Raw genomic sequence first — 25,865 nt, 5'->3', positions numbered from 1 at the left:
GCCGGGGGCCTGCCCCTGGCCCGGTCGGGGGCCCGGTCCGGCGCCGGGGCCGGTCGGGGCGCCCGGGCGCGGGCCCGCCGGGGGCTGGGCGAAGCCGTGTGCGGGCGTGTCGAAGCGCGGAGCGGCACTCCCCCCGGGCGCCGCTCCCGCCGTCGGGTGAGGTGCCTGGGCCGGAGCCTGGCCGTGCGGCGGGGTCGGCGGGGCCGGCGCGGCCTTGCGCGGCGCGAACCAGTTGCTCGGCGAGTCCTCGGCCGCGGCCGGCTCGGGCGCCGGCTCCGGGGCGGGGGCCGGTGCGGGCTCCGGCTCGGCTTCGGCCTCGGGCATGGGCTTGCGTACGACCACGGGCGGAATCGGCCGCGATCCGGGGATGTTGATCCGGATCCGGGTCGTCAGGGTGGTCTCCGTCTTCGGCCCGTCGGAATCGGGCGCGGACGGCTTGGCGGGCTTGGCGGTCACAGGACTCTCCTCCGGGGTGGTCGCCGCGCCAGGTCCCAGCGGCACAGTCGTGGACGGATTCTGGCCGGTTCCATACGGCGGCGTGCCCGAGGGGTAGGCGGCTCCACCGCGCCCGTTGGGCCCGGCGGACGGACTGTCAGTTTCACGACTCAAGGCAGGTTCTCCCGGTTGGCTCCGCCGCCCGTCATACCGTGCGCGGGCAGCTCGGCGGCCCGTCCACCATACTGGCCGCCGCCCGCGCGCACCCGGCCACCGGGAACGAAGGGTTCCTCTTGACTCCCCCCACACCCTCTCCGGGCGCCCGCCGGGGCCCCGCCCGGCGGGTGGCGGCCGCCCGCCGAGGCCCTGCCGAGCCTCCGTCAGGCCGCCTGCCGGGCAGCTCGTCACGGTCTCGGATCGCTCCGACGGCCCGTCACTTGCGGGGCCCGGCGGCCGAAACCGGCCGGTCCCCCGGACCCCTGACCGTGGCGCACATCACAGCGAGCACCACCCCGCCCAAAAGGTAGGCGTACATGCCGATTCCGGACGAACTGAGCAGGAAGTCCCCTTCCGGCCGCGGGACGCTGAGGATCACGTAGGCGAGGAACCAGCCGGCCGCGCCCGCCCCCAACCCGATGCCGGTCCCGAGGGCGATCCGGCCGCCGAGGAACAGTCCCGCGAGGGCGAGCAGGGCCAGCACGAGCCCGCCCGGGAACCACAGGTCGACCACGAGCCAGCCGGCGACGCCGGTCACGACGCCGGCCGCCAACAGGCCGAGCACGGTGGCGATCCGCCCCGGTGTCCACGTACCGCTCATGCCCGCACCCCCGCGAAGAGGTCCCGCTCGCGCTCGCCGGCCGGGGCCCCCGGGCGGCCCGCGGCCAGCTCGTAGTACTCGCGGGCGAACAACGGCTGGGCGAGGTCGTTGGAGAGCGCGAAGAACGGGCCGTCCACGGCGATCTGGGTGGCGTGGGCGCGCATCGCGGCGGCCTTGGCGGCCACCAGCGCCTCGTCGGCGTCGATCTCGGCGGTGATCCGCTCGTCGGCCACCACCCCCGGCACGTCCTCGGGACGGGCCAGTCCCGGGAAGGGCGTTGCGCCCGCGGCCGCGCGCAGGCGGGCGAAGCCCTCCTCGACGACCGAGCGCGGAACGCGGTTCCAGTAGACCTTCTCGACCGCGTGCGCCTCGCCGAGGTCCCGCCGGTACGCGGACTCCGCGGCCAGTTCGGCGGCGCGCGTGGCGACGCGGTGGGCCTGGATGTGGTCGGGGTGGCCGTAGCCGCCGTCCGGGTCGTAGGTGACGAGGACCTGGGGCCGCAGTTCGCGGATCACCTCCACGAGGTACGCGGCGGCCTCGTCCACGTCGGCGGACCAGAAGGCGCCGGGCCGGCGGTTCTGCTCGGCGCCCATCATCCCGGAGTCCCGGAAGCGGCCGGGGCCGCCGAGGAAACGGTGGTCGGCGACGCCCAGTTCGCGCATGGCCGCGGCGAGCTCGCCGACGCGGTGGGTGCCGAGGGCGTCGTCGCGGTCGGCCGCCAGATGGGCGAGTCCGGGCGGGATGACCTCGCCCTCCTCGCCGAGCGTGCAGGTCACCAAGGTGACGTGGGCGCCCTCGGCCGCGTACTTGGCCATGGTGACGCCGTTGTTGATCGACTCGTCGTCCGGGTGCGCGTGCACCAGGAGGAGCCGACGGGCGGGAAGACCGTTCATGGGGGCAAGACTACGAGGACGCGGTGCCCCGGCCTCACAAGGCGCCGCCCCGCACGGCGGCGGACCCCACGACTGTGTGCCGTACGGCGACGTGCCGTACGGCGGGCGGACGGGCCGGCGGAGCGCCGGACCGGCGGTCTACAGCTTGAGGCCGCTGATCATGCTCGCGACGTTCGAGGTGAGCTCCGAGAGCGTCGGAGCCATGGTCGAGCTCGCCAGATAGAAGCCGAGCAGTACGCAGACCGCCGCGTGTCCCGTCTTGAGGCCCGAACGCCGGACCAGCAGGAAGACGATGACTGCCAGCAGCACCACGGCCGAGATCGATAGCGCCACGGCGTTTCACCTCCACGTCGAGCGGACATCAGTACGCGTACTCGCAACTCGGTGCTCGGCAGAGTCATACCCACCGTGCGCTACGGATCATAACTTTCCGTACCAGAGCATCGATCGATTCCGGCAGCACGAGGGGCGCACGGCGCGCATGTCCGGGGGCATGGGAACGCCGGCCGGGGTGGCTGTGCGCCTCCCCGGCCGGCTGTCGGCACCCGCACGGCCGCCTGCCGTTCAGACTGCCCGGACCACATCTCGGGGCAGAAACGGTCAAGTTGCCTCTGGGTTAACCACGTTGCCCGGCCCTTCGCAGCTGTGGCGAAAAATGAGTGCTGTCGGGGGCCGGGTGTTCATTCCTTGGTCAGCGGTCCCGTCTGCGGGGGCGGTCCCGGCGGAGGTGTCCCCGGGGCAGGTGCGGCCGTCCGGGGTGCGCCCGCCGGGGGCGTGTCCGCCGGCGGCGGCACCACCTGGCGCTCGGCCGCGAAGTGGCAGGCCGAGGGGTGGGCGTTCGGTCCGCCCGGGAGGAAGGAGGGGATCTCCAGCAGGGGGACCTCGGTCGCGCACCGGGCCTCGGCCTTCCAGCAGCGGGTGCGGAAGCGGCAGCCCGACGGCGGGTTCGCCGGGGAGGGGACGTCGCCGGAGAGGATGATCCGCTCGCGGCGGGCGCGGGCGCGGGGGTCCGGCACCGGGACCGCGGACAGCAGGGCCTGGGTGTACGGATGGGTGGGGTGATCGTAGATCTGGGTGTCGGTCCCGATCTCGACGATCCGGCCCAGGTACATGACGCCGACCCGGTCGGAGATGTGCCGGACGATCGAGAGGTCGTGCGCGATGAAGACGTAGGAGAGGCTGAACTCGCTCTGCAGGCGTTCCAGGAGGTTGATCACCTGGGCCTGGACGGAGACGTCGAGCGCGGAGACCGGCTCGTCGGCGACGATGATCTCCGGCCGGAGGGCGAGGCCGCGGGCGATGCCGATGCGCTGGCGCTGGCCGCCGGAGAACTGGTGCGGGTACCGGTTGATGTACTCCGGGTTCAGGCCGACCACGTCGAGCAGTTCCCGCACCTTGCGGCGCCTCTCGCCCCTGGGCGCCACCTCGGGGTGGATGTCGTACGGCTCCCCGATGATGTCGCCGACCGTCATGCGCGGGTTCAGCGAGGTGTACGGGTCCTGGAAGACCATCTGGATGTTGCGGCGGACGGCCTTCAGGGCCCGGCCGGACAGCTTGGCGAGGTCCTCGCCCTTGTACCTGATCGCGCCCGCCGTAGGACGCTCCAGGTTGACCAGCAACTTGGCGACGGTGGACTTGCCGCAGCCCGACTCCCCCACGATGCCGAGGGTCTCGCCCGCCCGCAGGTCGAAGGAGACCCCGTCGACGGCCTTGACCGCCCCGACCTGCTTCCGGAAGACGATGCCCTGCGTCAGCGGGTAGTGCTTGACCAGGCCGGTCACTTCGAGGATGGACTCAGCGGACCCCTGGGACTCAGCCACCGAGGCACTCCTTCCAGAAGAAGCAGGCGCTGGCGCGCTCGGGCGCGACCTCGGCCAGCGGCGGGACCTCGGCGCGGCAGGCGGCCCGCGCCATCGGGCAGCGCGGGTTGAAGGCGCAGCCGGGCGGGATGGCGAGCAGGTTGGGCGGCAGGCCCTTGATCGCGTAGAGCTCCTGGCCCTTCTGGTCCAGGCGCGGGATCGAGTCGAGCAGGCCGCGCGTGTACGGGTGTGCGGGCGCGGCGTAGATCTCGTGGACGGGGGCGGTCTCGACGATCCGGCCGGCGTACATGACCGCGATCTTGTCCGCGACGTCGGCGACGACGCCGAGGTCGTGGGTGATCAGGATCAGGCCCATGTTGAGCTCGCGCTGGAGCTCCGCGAGGAGGTCCATGACCTGGGCCTGGACGGTGACGTCCAGGGCCGTGGTCGGCTCGTCCGCGATGATCAGCGAGGGTTCCAGTGCCATCGCCATGGCGATCATGATGCGCTGGCGCATGCCGCCGGAGAACTGGTGCGGATAGTCCCCCACCCGCTCCCTGGCCGCCGGGATCTTCACGCGGTCCATCAGCTCGACGGCCTTGGCCCGGGCGTCCTTGCGGGACATCCCGCGGTGGATCTCGTACATCTCGCCGAGCTGCGCGCCCACGCTGAGGACCGGGTTCAGGGAGGAGAGCGCGTCCTGGAAGATCATCGCCATCTCGGCGCCGCGGACCTTCCGGCGCTCCTCCTCCTTCATCTTGAGGAGGTCCCTGCCCTTGAAGAGGATCTCGCCGCCCGCGATCCGGCCCGGCGGCACGTCGAGGATGCCCATCACGGCCTGGGCGGTGACCGACTTGCCGGAGCCCGACTCGCCGAGCACGGCCAGCGTCTCGCCTTCGGCCACCGAGTAGTCGACGCCGTTGACGGCCTTGGCGACACCGTCGCGTGTCGTGAACTCCACGTGCAGGTCGCGCACTTCGAGCAGCATGTGCGGGGGCTCCTCAGCGCAGCTTGGGGTCGAGGGCGTCGCGTACCGCGTCGCCGAGCATGATGAAGGCGAGCACGGTCAGGCTCAGCGCGCCGGCCGGCCAGAGCAGCATGTGCGGGGCGTTGCGGATCTGCGGGGCGGCGTTGGAGATGTCGATGCCCCAGGAGACGGTGGGCGGGCGCAGGCCGACGCCGAGGAAGGACAGGGTGGCCTCCAGGGCGATGTACGTGCCCAGCGCGATGGTGGCGACGACGATGACGGGGGCGATGGCGTTGGGCGCCACGTGCCGGAGCATCATGCGGCCGTTGCCGGCGCCGAGCGCCCGGGCGGCCTGGACGTAGTCGTTCTGTTTGGCGGTGATGACGGAGCCGCGGCCGATGCGGGCGATCTGCGGCCAGCCGAGGAGCACGATGAAGCCGACGACCGGCCAGACGGTGGTGCTGGTGACCACGGACAGGAAGACCAGGCCGCCGAGGACGACGGGGATGCCGAAGAAGATGTCGGCGACCCGGGAGAGCAGCGCGTCGCCCCAGCCGCCGAAGAAGCCTGCGAGCCCTCCGAGCACCGAGCCGAGCAGGGCGGCGCCGAGGGTGGCGCAGACGCCCACGGTGATGGAGGCGCGGGCCCCGTACACGGTACGGGTGTACACGTCGCAGCCCTGGGTGTCGTAGCCGAAGGGGTGGCCCGGGGAGGAGCCCTGCTGCGACTTGGACAGGTCGCACCGCAGCGGGTCGCCGCTCGCGATGAGCTGCGGCCAGATCGAGATGATCACGAGGAAGAGGATCATCAGCGAGGAGACGACGAAGACGGGGTTGCGGCGCAGCTGGTGCCATGCGTCGGACCACAGGGAGCGGGGCTTCTCGCCGGGGCCGGACCCGCCCCGTGAGCCGGTCCTCTCGATGCCCTCGACGCTCTCGGCCTCCTCCAGGGCCAGATCCATGGGTCCTCCCTGACCGGTCGGGGAGACCGCCTCGCGCGGACGGGGCCCGACGGGGTCGTAGCCGCCGGGCCCTTCGGGACGCTCGGGGTCAGGCATAACGGATCCTCGGGTCCAGGACCGCGTAGAGCAGGTCGACGAGCAGGTTCGCCAGCAGGAAGACGATGACGAGGATGGTCACGAAGCCGACCACGGTCGGGGAGTTGTTGCGCAGGATCCCCTGGTAGAGCTGGTATCCGACGCCGTGGATGTTGAAGATCCGCTCGGTGACGATGGCGCCGCCCATCAGGGCGCCGATGTCGGTGCCGATGAAGGTGACGACGGGGATGAGCGAGTTGCGCAGCAGGTGGCGGGTCACGACCCGGCGGCGCGGCAGGCCCTTGGCGGTCGCGGTGCGCACGTAGTCGGCCTTGACGTTCTCGGCGATGGAGGTGCGCGAGAGCCGGGTGACGTAGGCGAGGGAGACCAGCGCGAGCACGATGCCCGGCAGGATCAGCTCGCTGAAGGGGGCGTCCGGGGAGACGGTGGGCCGGACCCAGCCCCATTTGACGCCGAAGAGGTACTGGAGCAGATAGCCGGTCACGAACGTCGGCACGGAGATGACGACGAGGGTGAGCACCAGCACGGAGGTGTCGACGGACTTGCCGCGGCGCAGGCCGCTGACCACGCCGAGGGTGATGCCGATGACGATCTCGAAGAAGATCGCGACGATGGTCAGACGCAGGGTGACGGGGAAGGCACTGGCCATCAGCTCGGTGACCGGCTGCCCGTTGAAGGCCGTGCCGAAGTCGCCCTGGAAGATCTGGCCCATGTAGTGGACGTACTGCTTCCACAGGGGCTGGTCGAGGTAGAGGTCCTTGCGGATGCGCGCGGCGGTGGCGGGGTCGGGCGCCTTGTCGCCGAAGAGGGCCGCGACCGGGTCACCGAGCGCGTACACCATGAAGAAGATCAGGAACGTGCTGCCGATGAACACCGGGATCATCTGGAGCAGCCGCCGGATCACATAACGTCCCATGGACTGCTCCAGGATCGATCCGAAACGAGGGTCAGCTGACCTTGATCTGGTCGTACACGGGGACGCTGAACTGGTTGAGCGCCACGTCCGAGAGCCGCTCGGCGTAGCCCGCGCTGCCGTTCTGGTACCAGAGCGGGATGGACGGCATCTGTGCGGCGAGGATCTTCTCGGAGTCCTGGAACTTCGCGACGGCCTTGGCCGCGTCGCTCTCCTGGTTGGCCTCGTCGACGAGCTTGTCGAAGTCCGCGTTGCTGAACTTCCCGTAGTTGGAGGAGGCCCCGGTGTAGTAGAGGGGCTGGAGGAAGTTCTGGATCAGGGGGTAGTCGGCCTGCCAGCCGGAGCGGAAGGGGCCGGTCAGCTTGTATCCGCTCTGCTGGTTGCGGAAGTCGGCGAAGGTGCCGACCGGGTTGACCGTGCAGACCGGGCCCTCGCCGATCGCGTTGTTGATGCTGTTGCAGACGGCGTCCATCCACTCGCGGTGCGAGCCGGTGTCGACGTTGGACGTCAACGTGACCTTCCCGCCGGGCAGTCCGCCGGCCTCCTGGATGAGCTTCTTGGCCTCGGCGGGGTTGAAGGAGCAGGCCTCGCCGCAGGCGGTGGCGGAGAAGCCGCCCTTCTCGCCGAGCGCCGGGGAGGTCCAGTCCTTGGCCGGGGTGCGGGTCTCCCGGAAGATCTGCTTGGTGATCTCGTCGCGGTTGATCGCCATGGAGATGCCCCGGCGGACCTTCTCCATGCCCTCCTTGTTCCACTGCGGGTCGTACAGCGGGAAGGTGAGGGTCTGGATGATGAGGGCCGGCTGGTTGATGTAGCGGTCGCCGAGGTCGTTCGCGACGTTCTTCAGCTGCTGGGCCGGGATGTCGTCGACGAGGTCCAGGTTGCCGGAGATCAGGTCGGTGTAGGCGGTGTTGTTGTCGGTGTAGACCTTCAGGTCCACACCGCCGTTCTGCGCCTTGTCCGGGCCGGGGTAGGCGTCCCAGGTGCGCAGCTTCATGCCGGTGCCCTTGGTGTAGGAGTCCACCGTGTACGGGCCGTTGCCGACCGGCTTGTTCAGCCAGCCGGCGTGGTCGGTGAAGAAGGCCTTGGGCAGGGGCGAGAAGGCCTGGTAGCCGAGGGTCTCGGGCCAGGTGGAGAACTTGTTCTTCAGGGCGACCGTGAAGGTCTTGTCGTCCTTGACGACCAGTCCGGACATCGTCTTGGCCTTGGGCTCGCCGGAGGCGGGGTGGACATCCGCGTACCCGACGATGTCGGAGAAGAACGGCGAGTTGTTCTGCTTGTTGCGCACGTCCGCGCCGTAGTTCCAGGCGTCGACGAAGGACCGGGCGGTGACCGGCTCGTCGTTGCTGAACTTCCAGCCGTCCTTCAGGGTGACGGTGAAGTTCTGGCTGTCCGTCGTCTCGATCTTCTCGGCGACCATGTCGACGGCCTCGCCCGTCTTCGGGTCGTAGCGCTTGAGGCCCCGGAAGAGCATGTCGAGGACCTTGCCGCCCTGCACCTCGTTGGTGTTGGCGGGCTCCAGCGGGTTCTGCGGGTCGCCCCACGAGGAGCTGACGATGCCCGCCGCGCCGCCTCCGCCGCTGTCGCTTCCGCCGCCGCAGGCCGTGGCCGCGAGGGCGACGGCCACCGCACATGCGGCCCATTTGGCGTGGGTGGCTCCGCGCATGGAGTGCCTCCTCCTGGATCCCGAGACTCGCTTAGGGCCCTATGTCACCCTATGAGGGTCCCCGCACACGCCTCGTTGGACCGATTGCACCCTCGCGTCCCGTGCCTGTCACCCCTGCGAGTGCAATGCCAGCTCCCAGGTGTCCACCGCGTAGTGCAGCCCCATGCCGTGCGCCTCGTACAGCGCGAGCGCGCCCGTCTCGTTGCCCGTGTCCACGCCGAGCCCCACGACGGCGCGGCCGCGCGCCGCGTAGGCGGCGAAGCCGTGGCGCAGCAGATGGCCGCCGACGCCCCGGCCGCGCACGTCGTCCCGTACGCCGAGATGGCTCAGCCAGCCCATGCTGGTGCGGTCGTCGCGGGTCAGCAGGACGCCCACGTCGCCCCGTGCGGGCAGCGCGGCGATCCACACCAGCGACCAGTCCAGGGCCCGGCCGTCGATGTGGTCCAGCCAGGGTTCGTAGGCGCGCTCCACGTGCCCGAAGTGCTCGGCGAAGGTCTCCTCGACCAGGGCGTGGGCGCGGCGGCGCTCCGCCTCGCCCCCGTCGCAGGCGCGCAGGGTGAGCCCGGCCGGGGCGGACGGGGGCAGATCGGCGGCCGGGTCCAGGGCCCGGGTCATCACCTGGTGGCGGCGCACGGTGCGGTAGCCGCGGCCGGGCAGCAGGCCGGGGTCCAGGGTGCGCCCGCTGCCCGGCGCGAGCCACAGGAAGGCGTCCGGGGCTCCGGCGGCGAGCGCGCGGGCCCGGCTCTCCACCAGGTCCAGCAGGTGGGCGGCGGCCGCGCGGTGTCCCGGCAGGACCCGGAAGTGGCAGTCGACGCGGCCGGCGCCGGAGTCGGCCCACACCAGGGCGTAGCCGAGGAGCCGGCCACTCCGGAAGACGAGGAAGGAGTCGGTCCGCAGGTCCACGTCGGGGTGGTGCAGGTCGGCCTCCACGGCGCCCAGGTCGGTCTCCGGGCGGCCGATCTCGATCCGGTCGACGGCGTTGAGGAGCCCGCAGATGTCCGCGGTGTCTGAAGGCCCCGCGGGCCGTACGGTCAGCATGCGGGCCATCAGACCACGACGGCCGTCGGGGCCGGGTCAGCGTACGCATCCGGGCACACCGGCGCGGGAGCGCACGCAGGAGCGCCCGGCGCCGGAAGGATCCGGTGCCGGGCGCCCTGGTGCGTCGCCTGCGGGAGGTCAGACGGCCAGTACGGCCTTCTCCTCCGCGAAGTGACACGCCGACTCGTGCGCGGCCGGGGAGGTGACGCCCTGGAAGCGCTCCGGGATCGCGAGGAGCGGCTCCTCCACGGAGCACTTCTCCTCGGCCTTCCAGCAGCGGGTGCGGAAGCGGCAGCCCGACGGCGGGTTGGCCGGCGAGGGGACGTCACCGGTGAGGATGATCCGCTCGCGGCCCTCGCGGGCCTCCGGGTCCGGCACCGGCACCGCGGAGAGCAGCGCCTGCGTGTACGGGTGGGTCGGGTGCTCGTAGATCTGCTCGTCGGTGCCGATCTCGGCCATCTTGCCGAGGTACATGACGCCCACGCGGTCCGAGATGTGCCGGACGATCGAGAGGTCGTGCGCGATGAAGAGGTAGGAGAGGTCGAACTCCTCCTGGAGCTTCTCCATCAGGTTGATGACCTGGGCCTGCACCGACACGTCGAGCGCGGAGACCGGCTCGTCGCAGATGATGATCTCCGGGTTGAGCGCGAGGCCGCGGGCGATGCCGATGCGCTGGCGCTGGCCGCCGGAGAACTGGTGCGGGTACCGGTTGATGTACTCCGGGTTGAGGCCGACGACGTCCAGGAGTTCCTGCACCTTGCGGCGCCGGTCGCCCTTGGGAGCCACCTCGGGGTGGATGTCGTAGGTCTCGCCGATGATGTCGCCGACCGTCATGCGCGGGTTCAGCGAGGTGTACGGGTCCTGGAACACCATCTGGATGTTGCGGCGCACGGCCTTCAGGGCACGGCCGGACAGCTTGGTGATGTCCTGGCCCTTGTAGAAGACCTCGCCCGCGGTGGCGCGCTCCAGGTTCATCAGGAGCTTGGCGACCGTGGACTTGCCGCAGCCGGACTCGCCGACGATGCCGAGGGTCTCGCCGCGGTACAGGTCGAAGGAGATGCCGTCGACGGCCTTGACCGCGCCGACCTGCTTCTTGAACAGGATGCCCTGGGTCAGCGGGAAGTGCTTGACCAGGCCCCGGACCTGGAGGATCGGCTCGCGCTCGGGGGCGTTCTTGGTGAGCTCAGCCATGGATCTGCTCCTTCCAGAAGTGGCACGCGCTGTGGCGGCCGACCAGTTCGGTGCCGTCCTGCTCGCTGACGGGCTGGAGCAGGGGGATGTCCGTCCGGCAGACGTCCTGCGCCACGGTGCAGCGCGGGTTGAACGAGCAGCCGGTGGGCAGGCGCAGCAGGTTGGGCGGCAGGCCCTTGATCGCGAAGAGTTCCTGGCCCTTCTGGTCCAGGCGCGGGATCGAGTCGAGCAGGCCGCGCGTGTACGGGTGCGCCGGGCGCTTGTAGATCTCGTGGACCGGGGCGGTCTCGACGATCCGGCCGGCGTACATGACCGCGATCTTGTCCGCGACGTCGGCGACCACGCCGAGGTCGTGGGTGATCAGGATCAGGCCCATGTTCAGCTCGCGCTGGAGCTCCGCGAGGAGGTCCATGACCTGGGCCTGGACGGTGACGTCCAGGGCCGTGGTCGGCTCGTCCGCGATGATCAGGTCCGGCTCCAGCGCGATCGCCATGGCGATCATGATGCGCTGGCGCATACCGCCGGAGAAGTGGTGCGGGTAGTCGTCCACCCGCTCCTTCGCCGCCGGGATCTTGACCTTGTCCATCAGCTCGATGGCCTTGAGGCGGGCTTCCTTCTTCGACAGCCCCTGGTGGACGCGGAACATCTCGCCCAGCTGGTAGCCGACGGTGAGCACCGGGTTCAGCGAGGACAGCGCGTCCTGGAAGATCATGGCGATCTTCCGGCCGCGCAGCTTGCGCCGCTCCTCGAAGCTCATCTTGAGCATGTCCTGGCCGCGGAAGAAGATCTCGCCCTGCGGGATCTTGCCGGGGGGCATGTCGAGGATGCCCATGATGGCCTGCGCCGTCACGGACTTGCCGGAGCCGGACTCGCCGAGGACGGCGAGGGTCTCGCCGGCGCTCACGCTGTAGTTGACGCCGTTGACGGCCTTGGCCACACCGTCGCGGGTGTGGAACTCGACGTGCAGGTCGCGCACTTCGAGAAGCGGCGTCTGCGGTTCCCCGTCACGCGGGGAGGGAACGCTGGAGGTGTTGTCCATGGTGATCACTTACGCCCTCCTCAGCGCAGCTTCGGGTCGAGGGCGTTGCGGACCGCTTCGCCGAGCATGATGAAGGCGAGGACGGTGATGCTGAGCATGATCGAGGGGTACAGCAGGATGTGCTGCGCCACTCGGATCTGCGCGGCACCCGCCGAGATGTCCACACCCCACGAGATGGTCGGGGACGCGAGGCCCAGGCCGAGGTAGGACAGGGTCGCCTCGGCCGCGATGTAGCCGCCGAGCGCGATCGTGGAGACCACGATCACCGGGGCCATGGCGTTCGGCAGGATGTGCTTGATCAGGATCCGGGTGGTACTGGCGCCCAACGCCTTCGCGGCGTGCACGTAGTCGGCCTGCTTCACGGTGATGACCGCGCCGCGCATGACGCGGTTGATCTGCGTCCAGCCGAGGAACGCCAGGGCGAAGACGACCGTCCACACCGTGCGCTCGGCGAAGGCCTGGAGGACGACCATCGCGCCGAGCAGGAACGGGATGCCGAAGAAGATGTCGGTGATGCGCGACATGATCGCGTCGGTCATGCCGCCGAAGTAGCCGGCGATCATGCCGGTGATGCCGCCGATCACGGTGACGATCGCCGTCACGGAGACGGCGACGATGATCGAGGCCCTGGTGCCGTAGACGAGGCGCGCGTAGACGCTGCGGCCCTGGCCGTCCCAGCCGAGCCAGTCGGGCGAACCGACCTTGGAGAGCTCCGGCTTGCCGAGGAAGTGGTGGACCAGGTCGCCCTTGGTGGGGTCGACGCTGGTGAACAGGCTCGGGAAGGCGGCGATCACCAGGAGGAAGAAGATCAGCACCGAGGAGACGACGAAGTACGGGTTGCGACGCAGGTCGGCCCAGGCGTCGCCCCAGAGGCTGCGCGCCTTCTCGGCCTTCTCCGGGGCCACGGGGGCGCCGGGCGCCGAGGTGGTCTCGGCCGTCACGGTTTCGGTCTGGGTCAGGTCAGGCATACCGGATCCTCGGGTCCATGACCGCGTAGAGGAGGTCGACGAGAAGGCTGGCTATGAGGTAGACGACGACCAGGACGGTGACGACACCGACCACGGTGAGGCCCTCGCGGCGGACGATCGAGTCGTAGATCAGACCGCCGACGCCCTTGACGTTGAAGATGCCCTCGGTGACGACGGCGCCGCCCATGAGGGCGCCGATGTCGGTGCCCAGGAAGGTGACGACGGGGATCATCGAGTTGCGCATCAGGTGCACACCGATGACGCGGCGCTTGGGCAGACCCTTGGCGACGGCGGTGCGCACGTAGTCGGCGCGCAGGTTCTCGGCCATCGAGGTACGGGTCAGACGGGCCACGTAGGCCAGTGACAGCGAACCCAGCACGATGGCCGGTGCGAGCAGTTCGCCCCAGGTCTCGTTGATGCTGACGTTCGGCGAGATCCAGCCGAGCTGGAACGCGAACACCGACTTGACGATGAAGCCGAGCACGAAGACCGGCATCGAGATGATCAGCAGGGTCAGGATCAGGATCAGGTTGTCGACCAGCTTGCCGGCCTTGAGGCCGGCGAGGATCCCGAGGGTCAGACCGAGCACGATCTCGATGGCGAACGCCAGGAAGGCCAGCTGGAGCGTGACCGGGAAGGCCTTGCCGATGACATCGGTGATCTCACGTCCGCTGCGGATCTGCTGCCCGAAGTCGAAGTGGAACAGGATGCCGGTGATGTAGTTGTAGTACTGCTCCCAGATCGGGAGGTCCAGTCCGTGCTGGTGCCGCAGAGCGGCCAGTGTGGCGGGGTCCGTTCCCTTGTCCCCGAAGAGTCCGGCCACGGGGTCACCGGGCAGGCTGTAAACCATCATGAAGATGAGCAGGGTCGTCCCGAAGAAGACCGGGATCATCTGGAGCAGTCGTCGTGCGACATAGCGCCCCATCATGCCTCCGTAGAAGATGCGGCAGGCGCAGCCGGACGGGCCCTTTCGCCACGCACGCGCGTGACGAATCGTCACTGCGTCGCGAAAGGGCCCCCCGGGCGCTGCATATAGGCCCGGATGTGGGCCGGCTCCCCGCCGGCCCACATCCGTTTCGAGCGGAATTACGCGGTAGGACTTACTTCTTGACCTCGACACCCTCGAGGATCGGGTCGCCGTCCTGGGCGTACGTCACGTTCTGGACCTTCTCGGAGAAGCCAGCGTTGACCTTGTAGTACCACATGGGGATCGACGGCATGTAGTTGACGAGGTCCTTCTCGACGGCCTGGTAGGCCTTCACGGACTCGTCCAGGGTCGCGGCGCTGTCGGCCGCGGCGATCTTCGCGTCCAGGTCCGGGTTGGAGAACCCGCCCTGGTTGCCACCCGCGCCCGTGCGGAACAGGTCGCTGATGAAGTTCGCGTTCACCGGGTAGTCGAGGACCCAGCCGGAGCGGTAGATCGACTTGACCTGCTTCGACTTGCGGGCCTGGAGGTCGGCCTGGAAGTCGGGCTTGGCGTCACCGACGCACTTGACGCCCGTGGCCTGGGTGATGCTGTTGCAGACAGCCTCGACCCACTCCTTGTGACCGCCGTCCGAGTTGAACTGGATGGAGATCTCGTTGTTCGGAACGCCGCCGCCGTCAGCGATGAGCTGCTTGGCCTTCGCGGGGTCGAACTTGGTGATGTCACCGGTCGCGTTCGGCGTGTAGCCGAGGACGCCCTTGGCGACCCAGCCCGTGGCCGGCTCGCGGGTGCCCTGGAGCACGGTCTTGGTGATGGTGTCGCGGTCGATCGCCATCGAGAGGCCCTGGATGACCCGCGGGTCGACGGGCTTCGGGGTCTTCCACTGGTCGGCGTAGAACGCGATGGCCAGGGTCTGGATGGCCGAGTACGCCTGGTCGACGGCGCGGTCACCGAGGTCGGCGCGGTAGACCGGGAGGTCCTTCGGGCCGATCGAGCGCAGGACGTCGACGTTGCCCGACTTCAGGTCCTCGTAGGCGGTCTCGACGGTGGAGTAGTTCTTGAGGAGAACACCACCGTTCTTCGCCTTGTTCTCGCCCTTGTAGTCGTCGAAGCGCGTGAGCTCGATCTGCTTCTTGTGCTCCCACGACTTGAACTTGTACGGGCCGTTGCCGACCGGCTTCTCACCGGCGGCCGCGGGGTCCTTGTAGAAGGACTCGGGCAGCGGGGAGAAGACCTCGTAGCCGAGCTTGTACGCGAAGTACGGAACCGCGGTGGCGAGCTCGATGGTGAAGGAGTTCTCGTCGACGACCTTCAGGCCCTCGAGCGCCTCGGCGGTGGGCTTGGCGCCCTCGGCCTCCGGGTGCAGCGCCTCGAAGCCCTTGATGTCGGCGAACCAGGACGCGTTGCCCTGCTTGTTGTTGATGTTCGCGGCCCAGTTCCACGCCTTGACGTAGGACTCGGCGGTCACCTTGGTGCCGTCGTGGAAGGTCCAGCCCGGCTTGAGCTTGACGGTCCAGAGCTTGCTGTCCTTGGACTCGACCGACTCGGCGTTGACCATCGTCAGCTTGCCGTCGGCGTCGTAGTCGACCAGCTGCGAGAACAGGCCGGACAGGACGATCGAGCCGTTGGACTCCATCGTGTCGGCCGGCTGGAGGAGCTTCTCCGGCTCGCCCACCTCGACGGAGTAGATGCCGTTCGGGTCGACCTCACCCTTCGCGGTCGCCTTGTCGTCACCGCCGCCACAGGCAGTCGCTGCCAGGGCGACGACGATGGCGCCCGTTACCCACTTGGCGCTCTTGGCACCGCGCATGGGTTTCCTCCTCATGAGTCCACTGTCTGATGTGAAGGACACAGGTGTGTTTCGCCGACACCCCTGACGGCGATGAGTACCGGTGTCCCGAGTGTGCTCGTGAGTCGCCGCTCCCCACAGCGTGTGACCCATTGACCCGAGCTCAATGGAGCCATCCTCAGGGACTGCCAGACCGTAAACCACACTTAAGTGGTCTCGTTTTCACAACATCGCACTACGGCTAAAACCCGAAATCCGGACAAACTGATAGGAGACAGACACATACGAAACGGACTGTTAGCTCTTCTTCCGGAGTGTCACGGTCGCTATCCGGACATCGGATGGAAACAATCCACTTGACAAAAGCGAACAGCCCCTCCCGTCACGATGATCGTGACGGGAGGGGCTGCCCGTAAAAGCTGCCGTCAGGCAGGGCCCAGGTGTGACGTGGGTCCCACCCGGCTAGTCCGTGACTACTTGCCGGACTTGGCGCGCGACGCGGTGCGCGAGCGGTCCTTCTGGTCCAGGACGACCTTGCGGATGCGGACGGCCTCCGGGGTCACCTCGACGCACTCGTCGTCGCGGCAGAACTCCAGGGACTGCTCCAGGGAGAGCTTGCGCGGGGGCACCACGTTCTCGGTGTTGTCCGCGGAAGCCGCACGCATGTTGGTGAGCTTCTTCTCCTTGGTGATGTTCACGTCCATGTCGTCGGAGCGCGAGTTCTCGCCGACGATCATGCCCTCGTACACCTCGGTGCCGGGCTCCGTGAACAGGACGCCGCGCTCCTGCAGGTTGATCATCGCGAACGGCGTGACCGAACCGGCGCGGTCGGCGACCAGGGAACCGTTGTTACGGGTCACCAGCGGGCCGAACCACGGCTCGTGGCCCTCGTGGATCGAGTGGGCGATGCCCGTGCCGCGCGTACCGGTGAGGAACTCGGTACGGAAGCCGATGAGACCGCGCGACGGGACGACGAACTCCATGCGGACCCAGCCGGAGCCGTGGTTCGACATGTTGTCCATGCGGCCCTTGCGGACGCCCATGAGCTGCGTGACCGCACCCATGTGCTCCTCGGGGACGTCGACCGTCATGCGCTCGACCGGCTCGTGCACCTTGCCGTCGATCTCCTGCGTGACGACCTGCGGCTTGCCGATGGTCAGCTCGAAGCCCTCGCGGCGCATCTGCTCGACCAGGATGGCGAGCGCGAGCTCACCACGGCCCTGGACCTCCCAGGCGTCCGGACGCTCGGTGTCGAGCACGCGGAGCGAGACGTTACCGATCAGCTCGCGGTCCAGACGGTCCTTGACCTGGCGGGCGGTGACCTTGCGGTCCTTGACCGCGGACTTGGCGTCCGCGCCCTTGCCGCTGCCGCCGCGGCCGACCATCGGGGAGGTGTTCGTACCGATGGTCATGGAGATCGCCGGCTCGTCGACCGAGATCAGCGGGAGCGCGATCGGGTTCTCCGGGTCGGCCAGGGTCTCGCCGATCATGATCTCGGGGAAACCGGCGACCGCGCAGATGTCACCCGGGCCCGCCACCTCGGCCGGCTTGCGGGTGAGCGCCTCGGTCATCATCAGCTCGGTGATGCGGACGTTGGAGATGCTGCCGTCACGCTTGATCCACGCGACGGTCTGGCCCTTGCGGAGCTCACCCTGCTCGACGCGCACCAGCGCGATGCGGCCGAGGAAGTTGTCGGCGTCCAGGTTGGTGACGTGGGCCTGGAGGGGGGCCTCCTCGTCGTACACCGGGGCCGGCACGTGGGCCAGGATGGTGGAGAAGAAGGGCTCCAGGCTGTCGCTGTCCGCGGGGACGGTGCCGTCCTCCGGCTTGGTCAGCGAGGCGACGCCGTCACGGCCGCAGGCGTAGACGATCGGGAACTCGATCTGCTCCTCGTCGGCGTCCAGGTCGAGGAAGAGGTCGTACGTCTCGTTGACGACCTCGTCGATCCGGGAGTCCGGACGGTCCGTCTTGTTGATGCAGAGGATGACCGGCATCTTCGCCTGCAGGGCCTTGCGCAGGACGAAGCGGGTCTGGGGCAGCGGACCCTCGGAGGCGTCCACCAGCAGGACGACGGCGTCGACCATCGACAGGCCGCGCTCGACCTCACCACCGAAGTCGGCGTGGCCGGGGGTGTCGATGATGTTGATCGTGATCGGGGCCGACCCGTCCTTCGGGTGGTACTTCACCGCCGTGTTCTTGGCGAGGATCGTGATGCCCTTCTCACGCTCCAGGTCGTTCGAGTCCATCATGCGGTCGTCGAGGTGCTGGTGGGCGGCGAAGGCACCGGCCTGCTTGAGCATGGCATCGACGATGGTCGTCTTGCCATGGTCGACGTGGGCGACGATGGCGACGTTACGGATGTCGTGGCGCGTGGGCACTTCGGCGCTTCTCCCGGGATCGTGGATGGCGACGCGTACGGTCCGGCACGCGAGCCTCGGCCGGGCGGAAAACCTGCCACGGCCTTACCCCATCCTACGTCGAATGACGGGAAGTGCCCGCCGGGGGGTCTGTCAAGGGGCTGGACGACTGAGCCGGGCCGGGGAAAGGGTGGGGGGTCCCGGCCGTCGCCAGTGCCTGAATACACGCGGGTCAACGGGTACGCACGACCTTGCCCGCCGGGTACTCCGGCGGGCAAGGGACTTGAGTCACTTCTGAGGTTGTGACCGAAGACTCAATCTGGCGGGAACCTGACGGTCACGACCTCTTCGTCCCGACTTCTCCTCCGGCTCCCCCGCCCCTTCGGTCTTCCGGGCTACTTCTTCTTGTCCTTGGCCGTCGGCGCCTTCTGCCAGCCGATGTCCTGGTAGCGCGGCGCCCCCAGGCCGAAGGCTCCGGCGTTGACCAGGCTCGGCTTCACGGCCACCAGCTCGGGGCGCTGGTAGAGAGGGATGGAGCCGGCCGCGGCCCAGATCCGGGCGTCCGCCTTGCGCATCAGATTGCGGGACTCCTCCTCGTCCAGTTCCCCGGCCGCCTGGTCGAAGAGCTGGTCGATGTGGTCGGTACCGACCCGCGTGTAGTTCTGCTCGACCAGGAGCGAGCCGTCGGCGGCCGGCTCCGGCTTCGCGAAGATCGGCCGGGCGTCCGTGGCCGGGTAGGCGGTCGCGGGCCAGGAGTACAGGGCCAGGTCGTACTGGCCCGAGGCGATGTGGTCCTTGAAGAAGCTCTCGTCGGCCACCTTGGTCAGTTCGGTCCGTACGCCGAGCTTCTGCAGCATCTGCGAGATCCGCTCGCCGACGGTGCGCAGGGCCTCGGAGCCGGGTCCGGCCGGCAGGACGAAGCGCAGGGTGAGCGCCTTGCCGTCCTTGGCGAGCGTGTTGCCGGAGGTGCGTACGGCCTGCTTGGCGGGGGTGGGGGCGACGCTGGCCTTGGCTCCCGGGTCGGCGGCCTCGGCCGCCTCGGCGATGCTCTCGGCGTCCAGGGCCGGGCTGCGCTTGCCGTCGTCCACCGCGTCCGCCGCGGCGGCCTGGGCGGCCTGGGCGGCCTGGGTGCGCAGCAGTTGTTCCTGGCCGGCCGCGAAGGGCCCGGGGGCGAGCACCGGGGAGGGCTGTGCCGGGTGGGCGAGGGCGTCGGTGTCGGCGACGTCCCCGTCGCGGCCGTACGGGCCTTCGGGCAGTCCGATGCCCGCCGGGTCCTCGGGGCCCTCGGGGCGGCCGTCGGGGTGGTCCGGGTGGTCCGCCTTCAGGGCCGCCCCGGCCCGGGCCGGGGGCTTGTCGTCGCCGTTGCGCTCGTCCTGGCCGACGATGTAGAGGCCGTCGTTGCCGGTGCCGGGACCGGCCGGCGTCTTGCCGTCGTCCTGCTCCTTCGCGGCCTCGGCGCCCGCCTTCGCGCCGTTCGGCTCGGTGATCTTGCCGCCCCGGCGCCAGCCGGCGTCCGCGAGCAGGGCCTGCGCGGCCTGGGTGTCCTGGCCCCCGAGGGCGTCGCTGTTGTCGGCGTACGCCTGCTGTCCGGCCAGCGCCAAGTGGCTGCCCACGGGCTTCGCGGGCAGGCCGAGCGGCTTGAGGACGAGGTCGGCGAGGGCCTGGCGGTCCAGGGCGCGGGCCACGGCCCGGCGGACGCGCTCGTCGGCGAGGGGTCCGCTGGACCCGTTCATGGCGAGCTGGGTGTAGGCGGGCTCCAGCGACTTGCGGACGGTGAAGCCGCGCAGGGCGGTCTGCTCCTCGGCGTACCGCTTGACCGCCTCCGCCTGCTTCCTGCGGGTCTCCTGCTCGGCCGTGGCCTTGGCCTCGTCCGTGCCGTGGGCGAGCGCCCACGACAGGGTGGCCTGCGCGGCCGTCTCGGAGGCGCCGGGCCCGTGGGCCCCGTCGGCCTTGGCGGCCTCGCGGCGGGCCAGTGCGATCCGGTCGGCGCCCGTGCGGTCGATCTCCGCGAGGTCGAGCTTGCCGGCGGCCAGCGCGGCCGGGCGCTCGGCCCGGGGCACGGCGGTCAGGACCAGGGAGTCGAGCTTGGCGGGGGCGCCCCACCAGCGCGGGTTGCGGGTCAGGGCGGCGGTGCCCGTCTTCTTGTCGATGGCGCCGAGTCCGAAGGGGCCCGCGGTGACCTTGAGGGTGCCCCGGGCACCTTCGTTGAAGGCTTCCGGGGTCCCGGTGACCTGCTTGGGGTAGAGCGGGGAGAAGAGGGAGCGCCAGTCGGCGTACGGCCTGACGAAGGTGACCTTGACCTCGAGGTCCGTCTTGCCGCGCTCGATCTTCTCGATCCGGTCGTAGCCGGCGTTGCGCGCGGTCCAGTAGGCCGAGTCCTTGCCGTTCAGAGCCCGCCACTGGGCGACGAAGTCGGCGGCGCCGATCTCCCGGCCGTCGCTCCACACCGCCTGCTGGTTGAGCTTGTACAGGACGACCTGCTTGGGCTCCCGCTCGACGACCTGGGCCTTCTCCAGGTAGTCGGGATTGGCCACCGGGCGCCCCTTGCCGTTCAGCACGAACAGCTGGGGCAGCACCGCTCCGGCGATCCGGTGGGTGGTGGCGTCCGCGTCGGCCTGGAAGGTGTTGAGGGTGCCGGGCAGGGCGTCCACGGCCCAGCGCAGCACCCCGCCGTCGGCGACCTTGTCGCGGGTCGCCGCCGCGATGTCCTGACCGGCCGCGGCCGGGCCGCCCTCGTCTTCATCCGCGCCGCATCCCGTGAGCAGCGGCAGTGCAAGAACTCCCGAGGTCAGGAGCGCCAAGGACCTGCGCCTTCTCTGGGACATGGGTGGTACCTCCGGGGCGGGGCGTGGGCGGAGCGGGGCGTGAGAAGGGGGGGGGCTTGATCACGTTCGGCGGTATATGGAGCTGATCACACTGGGTGCCGAAACCCACTGAAATCGACACCTCGCCGGACCCGCCGCAGCGGGCCCTCGCCACGCCGTCAACCCCACCCGTGCGGACCAATCCGGTGCGTGTTCCGAGGAGGCGTTCCCCCGTAAGAGGGACGAAAATGGGGACGGGGAGGGCGCACGGATCGCGCCTGCGCGCCCGCAATCGCTGCACGTCCCTTCACAACCGGGGACGCGAGGCGCGACACTCGCAGGCGCACATGGGCGTTGCCACCGCACCTGCGGAAGTGAGGGCAAGTCATGTCCCTGAACGATGATCTGACAGCCGTACGGCGCAACCTGAACGAGTTGGTCCGTTCCGTGGAGCGACTCGAACAGGACGTCGCCCGGCAGGCACCGGACACCCCCGGGCCTGCGAACCGGGGCCCGATGGTCGGCGTCCCGGACACCCCGTACGACAGCTCGCTGTGGACGGATTCCGACGACGAGGGACTCGGCGTCCGCGACCGCCGCGCGCCCTGACCCGCACCCGACGCACACCCCACCAGACCCGGCCACCCCAGTGACGGCGGCCGGGTCTCCTGGGCCACCCCTCATCACTCCACCCGGAGTCCCCCTTGGCCACAGGCAGCACCTCGACCCCTCCCCTCGGCCCACCCTCCCCACGGCCCGGCGGCGTCCACGGCGCCTCGCGGGCCGCGATCGCGGCCCGGCACCTGCGCACCGACCGGTGGTGGCTGGCCCCCGCCGGCACCGCGGCCGGGCTGCTCGCCTTCATCGTCTACTCGACGTGGCGGGCCTTCGCCGACGCCGACTACTACGCGGCCCCGTACGTCTCCCCCTTCTACTCCCCCTGCCTGGCGGAGAACTGCCAGGAGATGCGCGGCGGACCGAACCTCGACCTCTTCGGCAGCTGGTGGGGCCTGTCCCCCGCGCTGCTCATCCTGGTCTTCCCGCTCGGTTTCCGGCTGACCTGCTACTACTACCGCAAGGCGTACTACCGGGGCTTCTGGGCCTCGCCGCCCGCCTGCGCCGTCGCCGAACCGCACGCCTCGTACAGCGGTGAGACCCGGTTCCCGCTGATCCTCCAGAACATGCACCGCTACTTCTTCTACGCGGCGGTGCCGGTCGCGGGCATCCTCACCTACGACACCGTGCTGACCTTCCGCGACGACCGGTACGCGTGGGGCCACATGGGCCTCGGGACGCTGCTGTTCCTCGTCAACATCACGCTGATCTGGGCCTACACGCTGTCCTGCCACTCCTGCCGGCACATCATGGGCGGCCGCCTCAAGCACTTCTCCCGGCATCCGGTGCGCTACCGCCTGTGGGGCTGGATCAGCAGGCTCAACACCCGCCACATGCAGCTGGCGTGGGCGTCGCTGATCAGCGTCGCCGCGTGCGACTTCTACGTGTACCTGCTGGCCAGCGGCGCTTTCGACGACCCGAGGATCTTCTGAGATGGCTCAAGTGGAACGGCAGCAGTGGGACGTGGTAGTGGTCGGTGCGGGCGGCGCCGGGCTGCGGGCCGCGATCGAGGCCCGGGAGCGCGGCGCCCGGACGGCCGTGATCTGCAAGTCCCTCTTCGGCAAGGCCCACACCGTGATGGCGGAGGGCGGCATCGCCGCCTCCATGGGCAACGTCAACGAGGGCGACAACTGGCAGGTGCACTTCCGCGACACCATGCGCGGCGGCAAGTTCCTCAACCAGTGGCGGATGGCCGAGCTGCACGCCAAGGAGGCCCCGGACCGGGTCTGGGAACTGGAGACCTGGGGCGCGCTCTTCGACCGGACGCCCGACGGGAAGATCTCGCAGCGCAACTTCGGCGGGCACGAGTACCCGCGTCTGGCGCACGTCGGCGACCGGACCGGCCTCGAGCTGATCCGCACCCTCCAGCAGAAGATCGTCCAGCTCCAGCAGCAGGACTTCGAGGAGTACGGGGACCACGAGGCCCGGCTCAAGGTCTTCCAGGAGTGCACGGTCACCCGGATCCTCAAGGACGGGCAGAAGGTGGCGGGCGCCTTCTGCTACGAGCGCGAGACCGGCCGCTTCTTCGTCCTGGAGGCCCCGGCGGTCGTGCTGTCGACGGGTGGCATCGGAAAGTCCTTCAAGACCACCTCGAACTCCTGGGAGTACACGGGCGACGGCCACGCGCTGGCCCTGCTCGCGGGGGCGCCGCTGCTGAACATGGAGTTCGTGCAGTTCCATCCGACCGGCATGGTCTGGCCGCCGTCGGTGAAGGGCATCCTCGTCACCGAGTCGGTGCGCGGCGACGGCGGGGTGCTGCGCAACAGCGAGGGCAAGCGGTTCATGTTCGACTACGTCCCGGACGTCTTCAAGGAGAAGTACGCGGAGTCCGAGGAGGAGGGCGACCGCTGGTACGAGGACCCCGACCACAACCGGCGCCCTCCCGAGCTGCTCCCCCGCGACGAGGTGGCCCGCGCCATCAACTCCGAGGTCAAGGCCGGGCGCGGGACCCCGCACGGCGGGGTGTTCCTGGACGTGTCCACCCGCATGCCGGCCGAGCGGATCAGGCGTCGGCTCCCCTCGATGTACCACCAGTTCAAGGAGCTGGCGGACGTGGACATCACGGCCGAGCCGATGGAGGTCGGCCCGACCTGCCACTACGTGATGGGCGGCATCGCGGTCGATTCCGACACCGCGGCCACGGTCGGCGTGCCCGGCCTCTTCGCCGCCGGCGAGGTCGCGGGCGGGATGCACGGCTCGAACCGGCTCGGCGGGAACTCCCTCTCCGACCTGCTCGTCTTCGGCCGCCGGGCCGGGCTGCACGCCGCGGAGCACGCGGCCGCCGCGGCGGGCCGGCTCCCGGTGGTGGACCAGGCCCGGGTGGACGAGGCTGCCGCGGAGGCGCTGGCCCCCTTCCACGCCGCCGAGGGCGCGGAGAACCCGTACACCCTGCACCAGGAGCTGCAGACGACCATGAACGACCTCGTCGGCATCATCCGCCGCGAGAGCGAGATGGCCGAAGCCCTGGACAAGCTCCGGTCCCTGCGGGAACGGGCCTCGCGCGCCGGGGTCGAGGGACACCGGCAGTTCAATCCGGGCTGGCACCTCGCGCTGGACCTGCGGAACATGCTGCTGGTCAGCGAATGCGTGGCGCGCGCGGCCCTGGAGCGCACCGAGAGCCGGGGCGGGCACACCCGCGAGGACTGCCCGGCGATGGAGCGGTCCTGGCGGCCGGTGAACCTGCTGTGCCGGCCGGTCGACCCCGCCCCGTCCGATCCGGCGGCGGACCGGATCGAGCTGACCCGCATGCGCACCGACCCCATCCGATCCGACCTGCTCGCGCTCTTCGAGAAGGAAGAACTGGCCAAGTACCTCGCCGAAGAGGAGCTCTACGGATGACCACCTACGATGCCGCGTTCCGGATCTGGCGGGGCGACGCGGAGGGCGGGGAGCTGCGCGACTTCACCGTGGAGGTGCACGACGGGGAGGTGGTGCTGGACATCGTCCACCGGCTCCAGGCCACCCAGGCCTCGGACCTCGCGGTGCGCTGGAACTGCAAGGCGGGCAAGTGCGGTTCGTGCAGCGCGGAGATCAACGGGCGGCCGCGGCTGCTGTGCATGACGCGGATGTCGACCTTCTCCCGCGAGGAGACGGTCACCGTGACCCCGCTGCGGGCCTTCCCGGTCGTCCGCGACCTGGTGACGGACGTGTCCTTCAACTACCGCAAGGCGCGCGAGGTCCCGGCCTTCGTACCGCCGGCCGGGGTGGCGCCCGGCGAGTACCGGATGCAGCAGATCGACGTGGAGCGCTCGCAGGAGTTCCGCAAGTGCATCGAGTGCTTCCTGTGCCAGGACACCTGCCACGTGGTGCGTGACCACGAGGAGAACAAGGCCGCCTTCGCCGGTCCGCGCTTCCTGATGCGGGTGGCCGAGCTGGACATGCACCCGCTGGACGCGGCGGGCGAGGCGGGACTGGACCGCAAGCGCACGGCCCAGGAGGAACACGGTCTCGGCCTCTGCAACATCACCAAGTGCTGCACGGAGGTCTGCCCGGAGGGCATCAAGATCACTGACAACGCCCTGATCCCGCTGAAGGAGCGGGCCGTGGACCGCAAGTACGACCCACTGGTGTGGCTGGGCAACAAGATCGGACGCCGGCCCGGACGGTAACGGCCGCCGAGCGATCCCCGGTTGTTCACTCGGCAGTACAGAATGCCCCCTGTAGCAACGTCGTTGACGTGAGGTCAGGGGGCATTCGCGGTGCGGGTGGGGGATCAGCTGGCGGGCCGGTACCGCCTCGACCGGCGGCTCGGCCAGGGCGGCATGGGCGAGGTGTGGCAGGCGCACGACACGGCGCTCGAACGCCCGGTGGCGGTGAAGGTGCTGCTGGAAGCCGCCACGGACGACGAGCTGGTCGCCCGCTTCCGGCGCGAGGCCACCATCGGGGCGCGGCTCCAGCACCCCGGGATCACGGTGGTGCACGACGTGGGCCAGGAGGACGGCCGGCTCTTCATCGTGATGGAGCTGCTCGCGGGCGAGGACCTGCGCAGCGCCCTGGCCCGGGCGCCGGGCGGGCTGCCGGTGGAGGTCGCGCTGGAACTGGCCGCGCAGACCGCGGAGGCGCTGGCCGCCGCGCACGAGCGGTCGGTGATCCACCGGGACCTGAAGCCCGCCAACCTCTTCCTGCTGCCCGGGGGCCGGCTGAAGATCTGCGACTTCGGCATCGCGCACTCCTCGGACGCCACGGCCGGGTGGACGGTGACCGGCCGGATCTTCGGCAGCCCGCCGTACATGGCACCCGAGCAGTGGCGGGGCGAGCACGTGGACGCCCGGTGCGATCTGTACGCACTGGGGTGCGTGCTGTACGCGCTGCTGAGCGGGGACCCGCCCTTCGGGGAGGCCGACGGCCCCTACGTCCTGATGCGCCGCCACATCGAGGACCCCCCGCTCCCGCTGCGCGGGTCGGCTACCCCTGTGGCTCCGGAGCTGGACCGTCTGGTGCTCCACCTGCTGGCGAAGGCCGCGGCGGACCGTCCGGAGTCGGCGGTGGCGGTGGCGGCGGCGCTGCGGGGTCTGCAGCGCGGAACGGCCGACCGGGAGCGGCCGGGCCCGGAGGGGCCCGAGGCCGGCCCCTTGGGCGGGGACCGGGCCGCAGCC

At 70.0% G+C, this 25,865-nt stretch carries 21 protein-coding genes and 1 pseudogene; 5 read left to right on the top strand and 17 right to left on the bottom strand.

What is annotated here, in order from left to right:
• The 17 genes and pseudogenes from ABZY44_RS31440 to ABZY44_RS31360 all read right to left on the bottom strand — a co-directional run.
• Positions 1-609, bottom strand: a pseudogene (locus ABZY44_RS31440) (hypothetical protein); the annotation flags it as partial.
• A gap of 259 nt (positions 610-868) precedes the next feature.
• Positions 869-1,252, bottom strand: coding sequence for a DUF6113 family protein (locus tag ABZY44_RS31435; protein ID WP_356659786.1), 384 nt, complete (start codon positions 1,250-1,252; stop codon positions 869-871).
• Complete coding sequence (mshB, locus tag ABZY44_RS31430; protein ID WP_356659784.1) at positions 1,249-2,145, bottom strand: N-acetyl-1-D-myo-inositol-2-amino-2-deoxy-alpha-D-glucopyranoside deacetylase; 897 nt, start codon at positions 2,143-2,145, stop codon at positions 1,249-1,251. The genes ABZY44_RS31435 and mshB overlap by 4 nt, the downstream gene beginning before the upstream one ends.
• 138 nt (positions 2,146-2,283) lie before the next feature.
• A complete protein-coding gene (locus tag ABZY44_RS31425) occupies positions 2,284-2,478 on the bottom strand; it encodes a hypothetical protein (protein WP_356659782.1) in 195 nt (64 codons plus the stop codon).
• 347 nt (positions 2,479-2,825) lie between these two features.
• Positions 2,826-3,965 (bottom strand): dipeptide ABC transporter ATP-binding protein, encoded by a 1,140-nt coding sequence (locus ABZY44_RS31420; RefSeq protein WP_356659780.1) that lies wholly within the window; start codon positions 3,963-3,965, stop codon positions 2,826-2,828.
• Positions 3,958-4,932: an ABC transporter ATP-binding protein gene (locus tag ABZY44_RS31415; RefSeq protein WP_356659778.1), complete on the bottom strand. Its 975-nt coding sequence runs from the start codon at positions 4,930-4,932 to the stop codon at positions 3,958-3,960. The genes ABZY44_RS31420 and ABZY44_RS31415 overlap by 8 nt, the downstream gene beginning before the upstream one ends.
• A 13-nt stretch (positions 4,933-4,945) precedes the next feature.
• Entirely contained in the window at positions 4,946-5,872 is a 927-nt protein-coding gene (locus ABZY44_RS31410) for an ABC transporter permease (RefSeq protein WP_356659790.1), read from the bottom strand.
• Positions 5,873-5,960: 88 nt separating this feature from the next.
• Positions 5,961-6,884 (bottom strand): ABC transporter permease, encoded by a 924-nt coding sequence (locus tag ABZY44_RS31405; protein WP_356659776.1) that lies wholly within the window; start codon positions 6,882-6,884, stop codon positions 5,961-5,963.
• Positions 6,885-6,915: 31 nt separating this feature from the next.
• Entirely contained in the window at positions 6,916-8,544 is a 1,629-nt protein-coding gene (locus ABZY44_RS31400) for an ABC transporter substrate-binding protein (protein WP_356659774.1), read from the bottom strand.
• A 108-nt stretch (positions 8,545-8,652) separates the two neighbouring features.
• Positions 8,653-9,591: a GNAT family N-acetyltransferase gene (locus ABZY44_RS31395; RefSeq protein WP_356659772.1), complete on the bottom strand. Its 939-nt coding sequence runs from the start codon at positions 9,589-9,591 to the stop codon at positions 8,653-8,655.
• A 129-nt stretch (positions 9,592-9,720) separates the two neighbouring features.
• A complete protein-coding gene (locus tag ABZY44_RS31390) occupies positions 9,721-10,773 on the bottom strand; it encodes a dipeptide ABC transporter ATP-binding protein (RefSeq protein ID WP_356659770.1) in 1,053 nt (350 codons plus the stop codon).
• A complete protein-coding gene (locus ABZY44_RS31385) occupies positions 10,766-11,821 on the bottom strand; it encodes an ABC transporter ATP-binding protein (RefSeq protein ID WP_356659768.1) in 1,056 nt (351 codons plus the stop codon). The genes ABZY44_RS31390 and ABZY44_RS31385 overlap by 8 nt, the downstream gene beginning before the upstream one ends.
• Before the next feature lie 11 nt (positions 11,822-11,832).
• The gene (locus ABZY44_RS31380; protein ID WP_356659766.1) at positions 11,833-12,780 is read right to left on the bottom strand and encodes an ABC transporter permease; all 948 of its coding nucleotides are present in this window, start codon (positions 12,778-12,780) and stop codon (positions 11,833-11,835) included.
• Positions 12,773-13,705: an ABC transporter permease gene (locus ABZY44_RS31375; RefSeq protein WP_356659788.1), complete on the bottom strand. Its 933-nt coding sequence runs from the start codon at positions 13,703-13,705 to the stop codon at positions 12,773-12,775. The genes ABZY44_RS31380 and ABZY44_RS31375 overlap by 8 nt, the downstream gene beginning before the upstream one ends.
• Positions 13,706-13,880: 175 nt before the next feature.
• Entirely contained in the window at positions 13,881-15,515 is a 1,635-nt protein-coding gene (locus ABZY44_RS31370; protein WP_356659764.1) for an ABC transporter substrate-binding protein, read from the bottom strand.
• 452 nt (positions 15,516-15,967) lie between these two features.
• Positions 15,968-17,872: a translational GTPase TypA gene (gene typA / locus ABZY44_RS31365; protein ID WP_356659762.1), complete on the bottom strand. Its 1,905-nt coding sequence runs from the start codon at positions 17,870-17,872 to the stop codon at positions 15,968-15,970.
• Positions 17,873-18,246: 374 nt separating this feature from the next.
• Complete coding sequence (locus tag ABZY44_RS31360) at positions 18,247-20,676, bottom strand: ABC transporter family substrate-binding protein (protein ID WP_356659760.1); 2,430 nt, start codon at positions 20,674-20,676, stop codon at positions 18,247-18,249.
• 366 nt (positions 20,677-21,042) lie between these two features.
• On the opposite strand from ABZY44_RS31360, the gene ABZY44_RS31355 reads away from it, so the two are divergent.
• From ABZY44_RS31355 to ABZY44_RS31335, 5 genes are all read left to right on the top strand, one after another.
• Positions 21,043-21,264, top strand: coding sequence for a hypothetical protein (locus ABZY44_RS31355; RefSeq protein ID WP_356659758.1), 222 nt, complete (start codon positions 21,043-21,045; stop codon positions 21,262-21,264).
• A gap of 95 nt (positions 21,265-21,359) precedes the next feature.
• Entirely contained in the window at positions 21,360-22,202 is an 843-nt protein-coding gene (locus tag ABZY44_RS31350; RefSeq protein ID WP_356659756.1) for a hypothetical protein, read from the top strand.
• Between the two features lies 1 nt (position 22,203).
• Complete coding sequence (locus ABZY44_RS31345) at positions 22,204-24,108, top strand: fumarate reductase/succinate dehydrogenase flavoprotein subunit (RefSeq protein ID WP_356659754.1); 1,905 nt, start codon at positions 22,204-22,206, stop codon at positions 24,106-24,108.
• The gene (locus ABZY44_RS31340; protein WP_356659752.1) at positions 24,105-24,878 is read left to right on the top strand and encodes a succinate dehydrogenase/fumarate reductase iron-sulfur subunit; all 774 of its coding nucleotides are present in this window, start codon (positions 24,105-24,107) and stop codon (positions 24,876-24,878) included. Before ABZY44_RS31345 ends, ABZY44_RS31340 begins: the two co-directional genes overlap by 4 nt.
• Positions 24,879-24,968: 90 nt before the next feature.
• On the top strand, positions 24,969-25,865 hold an 897-nt coding region (locus ABZY44_RS31335; RefSeq protein ID WP_356659750.1), incomplete at its 3' end, for a serine/threonine-protein kinase.

This window comes from Streptomyces sp. NPDC006544, assembly GCF_040611715.1.
GTDB lineage: Bacteria > Actinomycetota > Actinomycetes > Streptomycetales > Streptomycetaceae > Streptomyces.
This window is presented reverse-complemented; position numbering and strand designations above follow the sequence as displayed.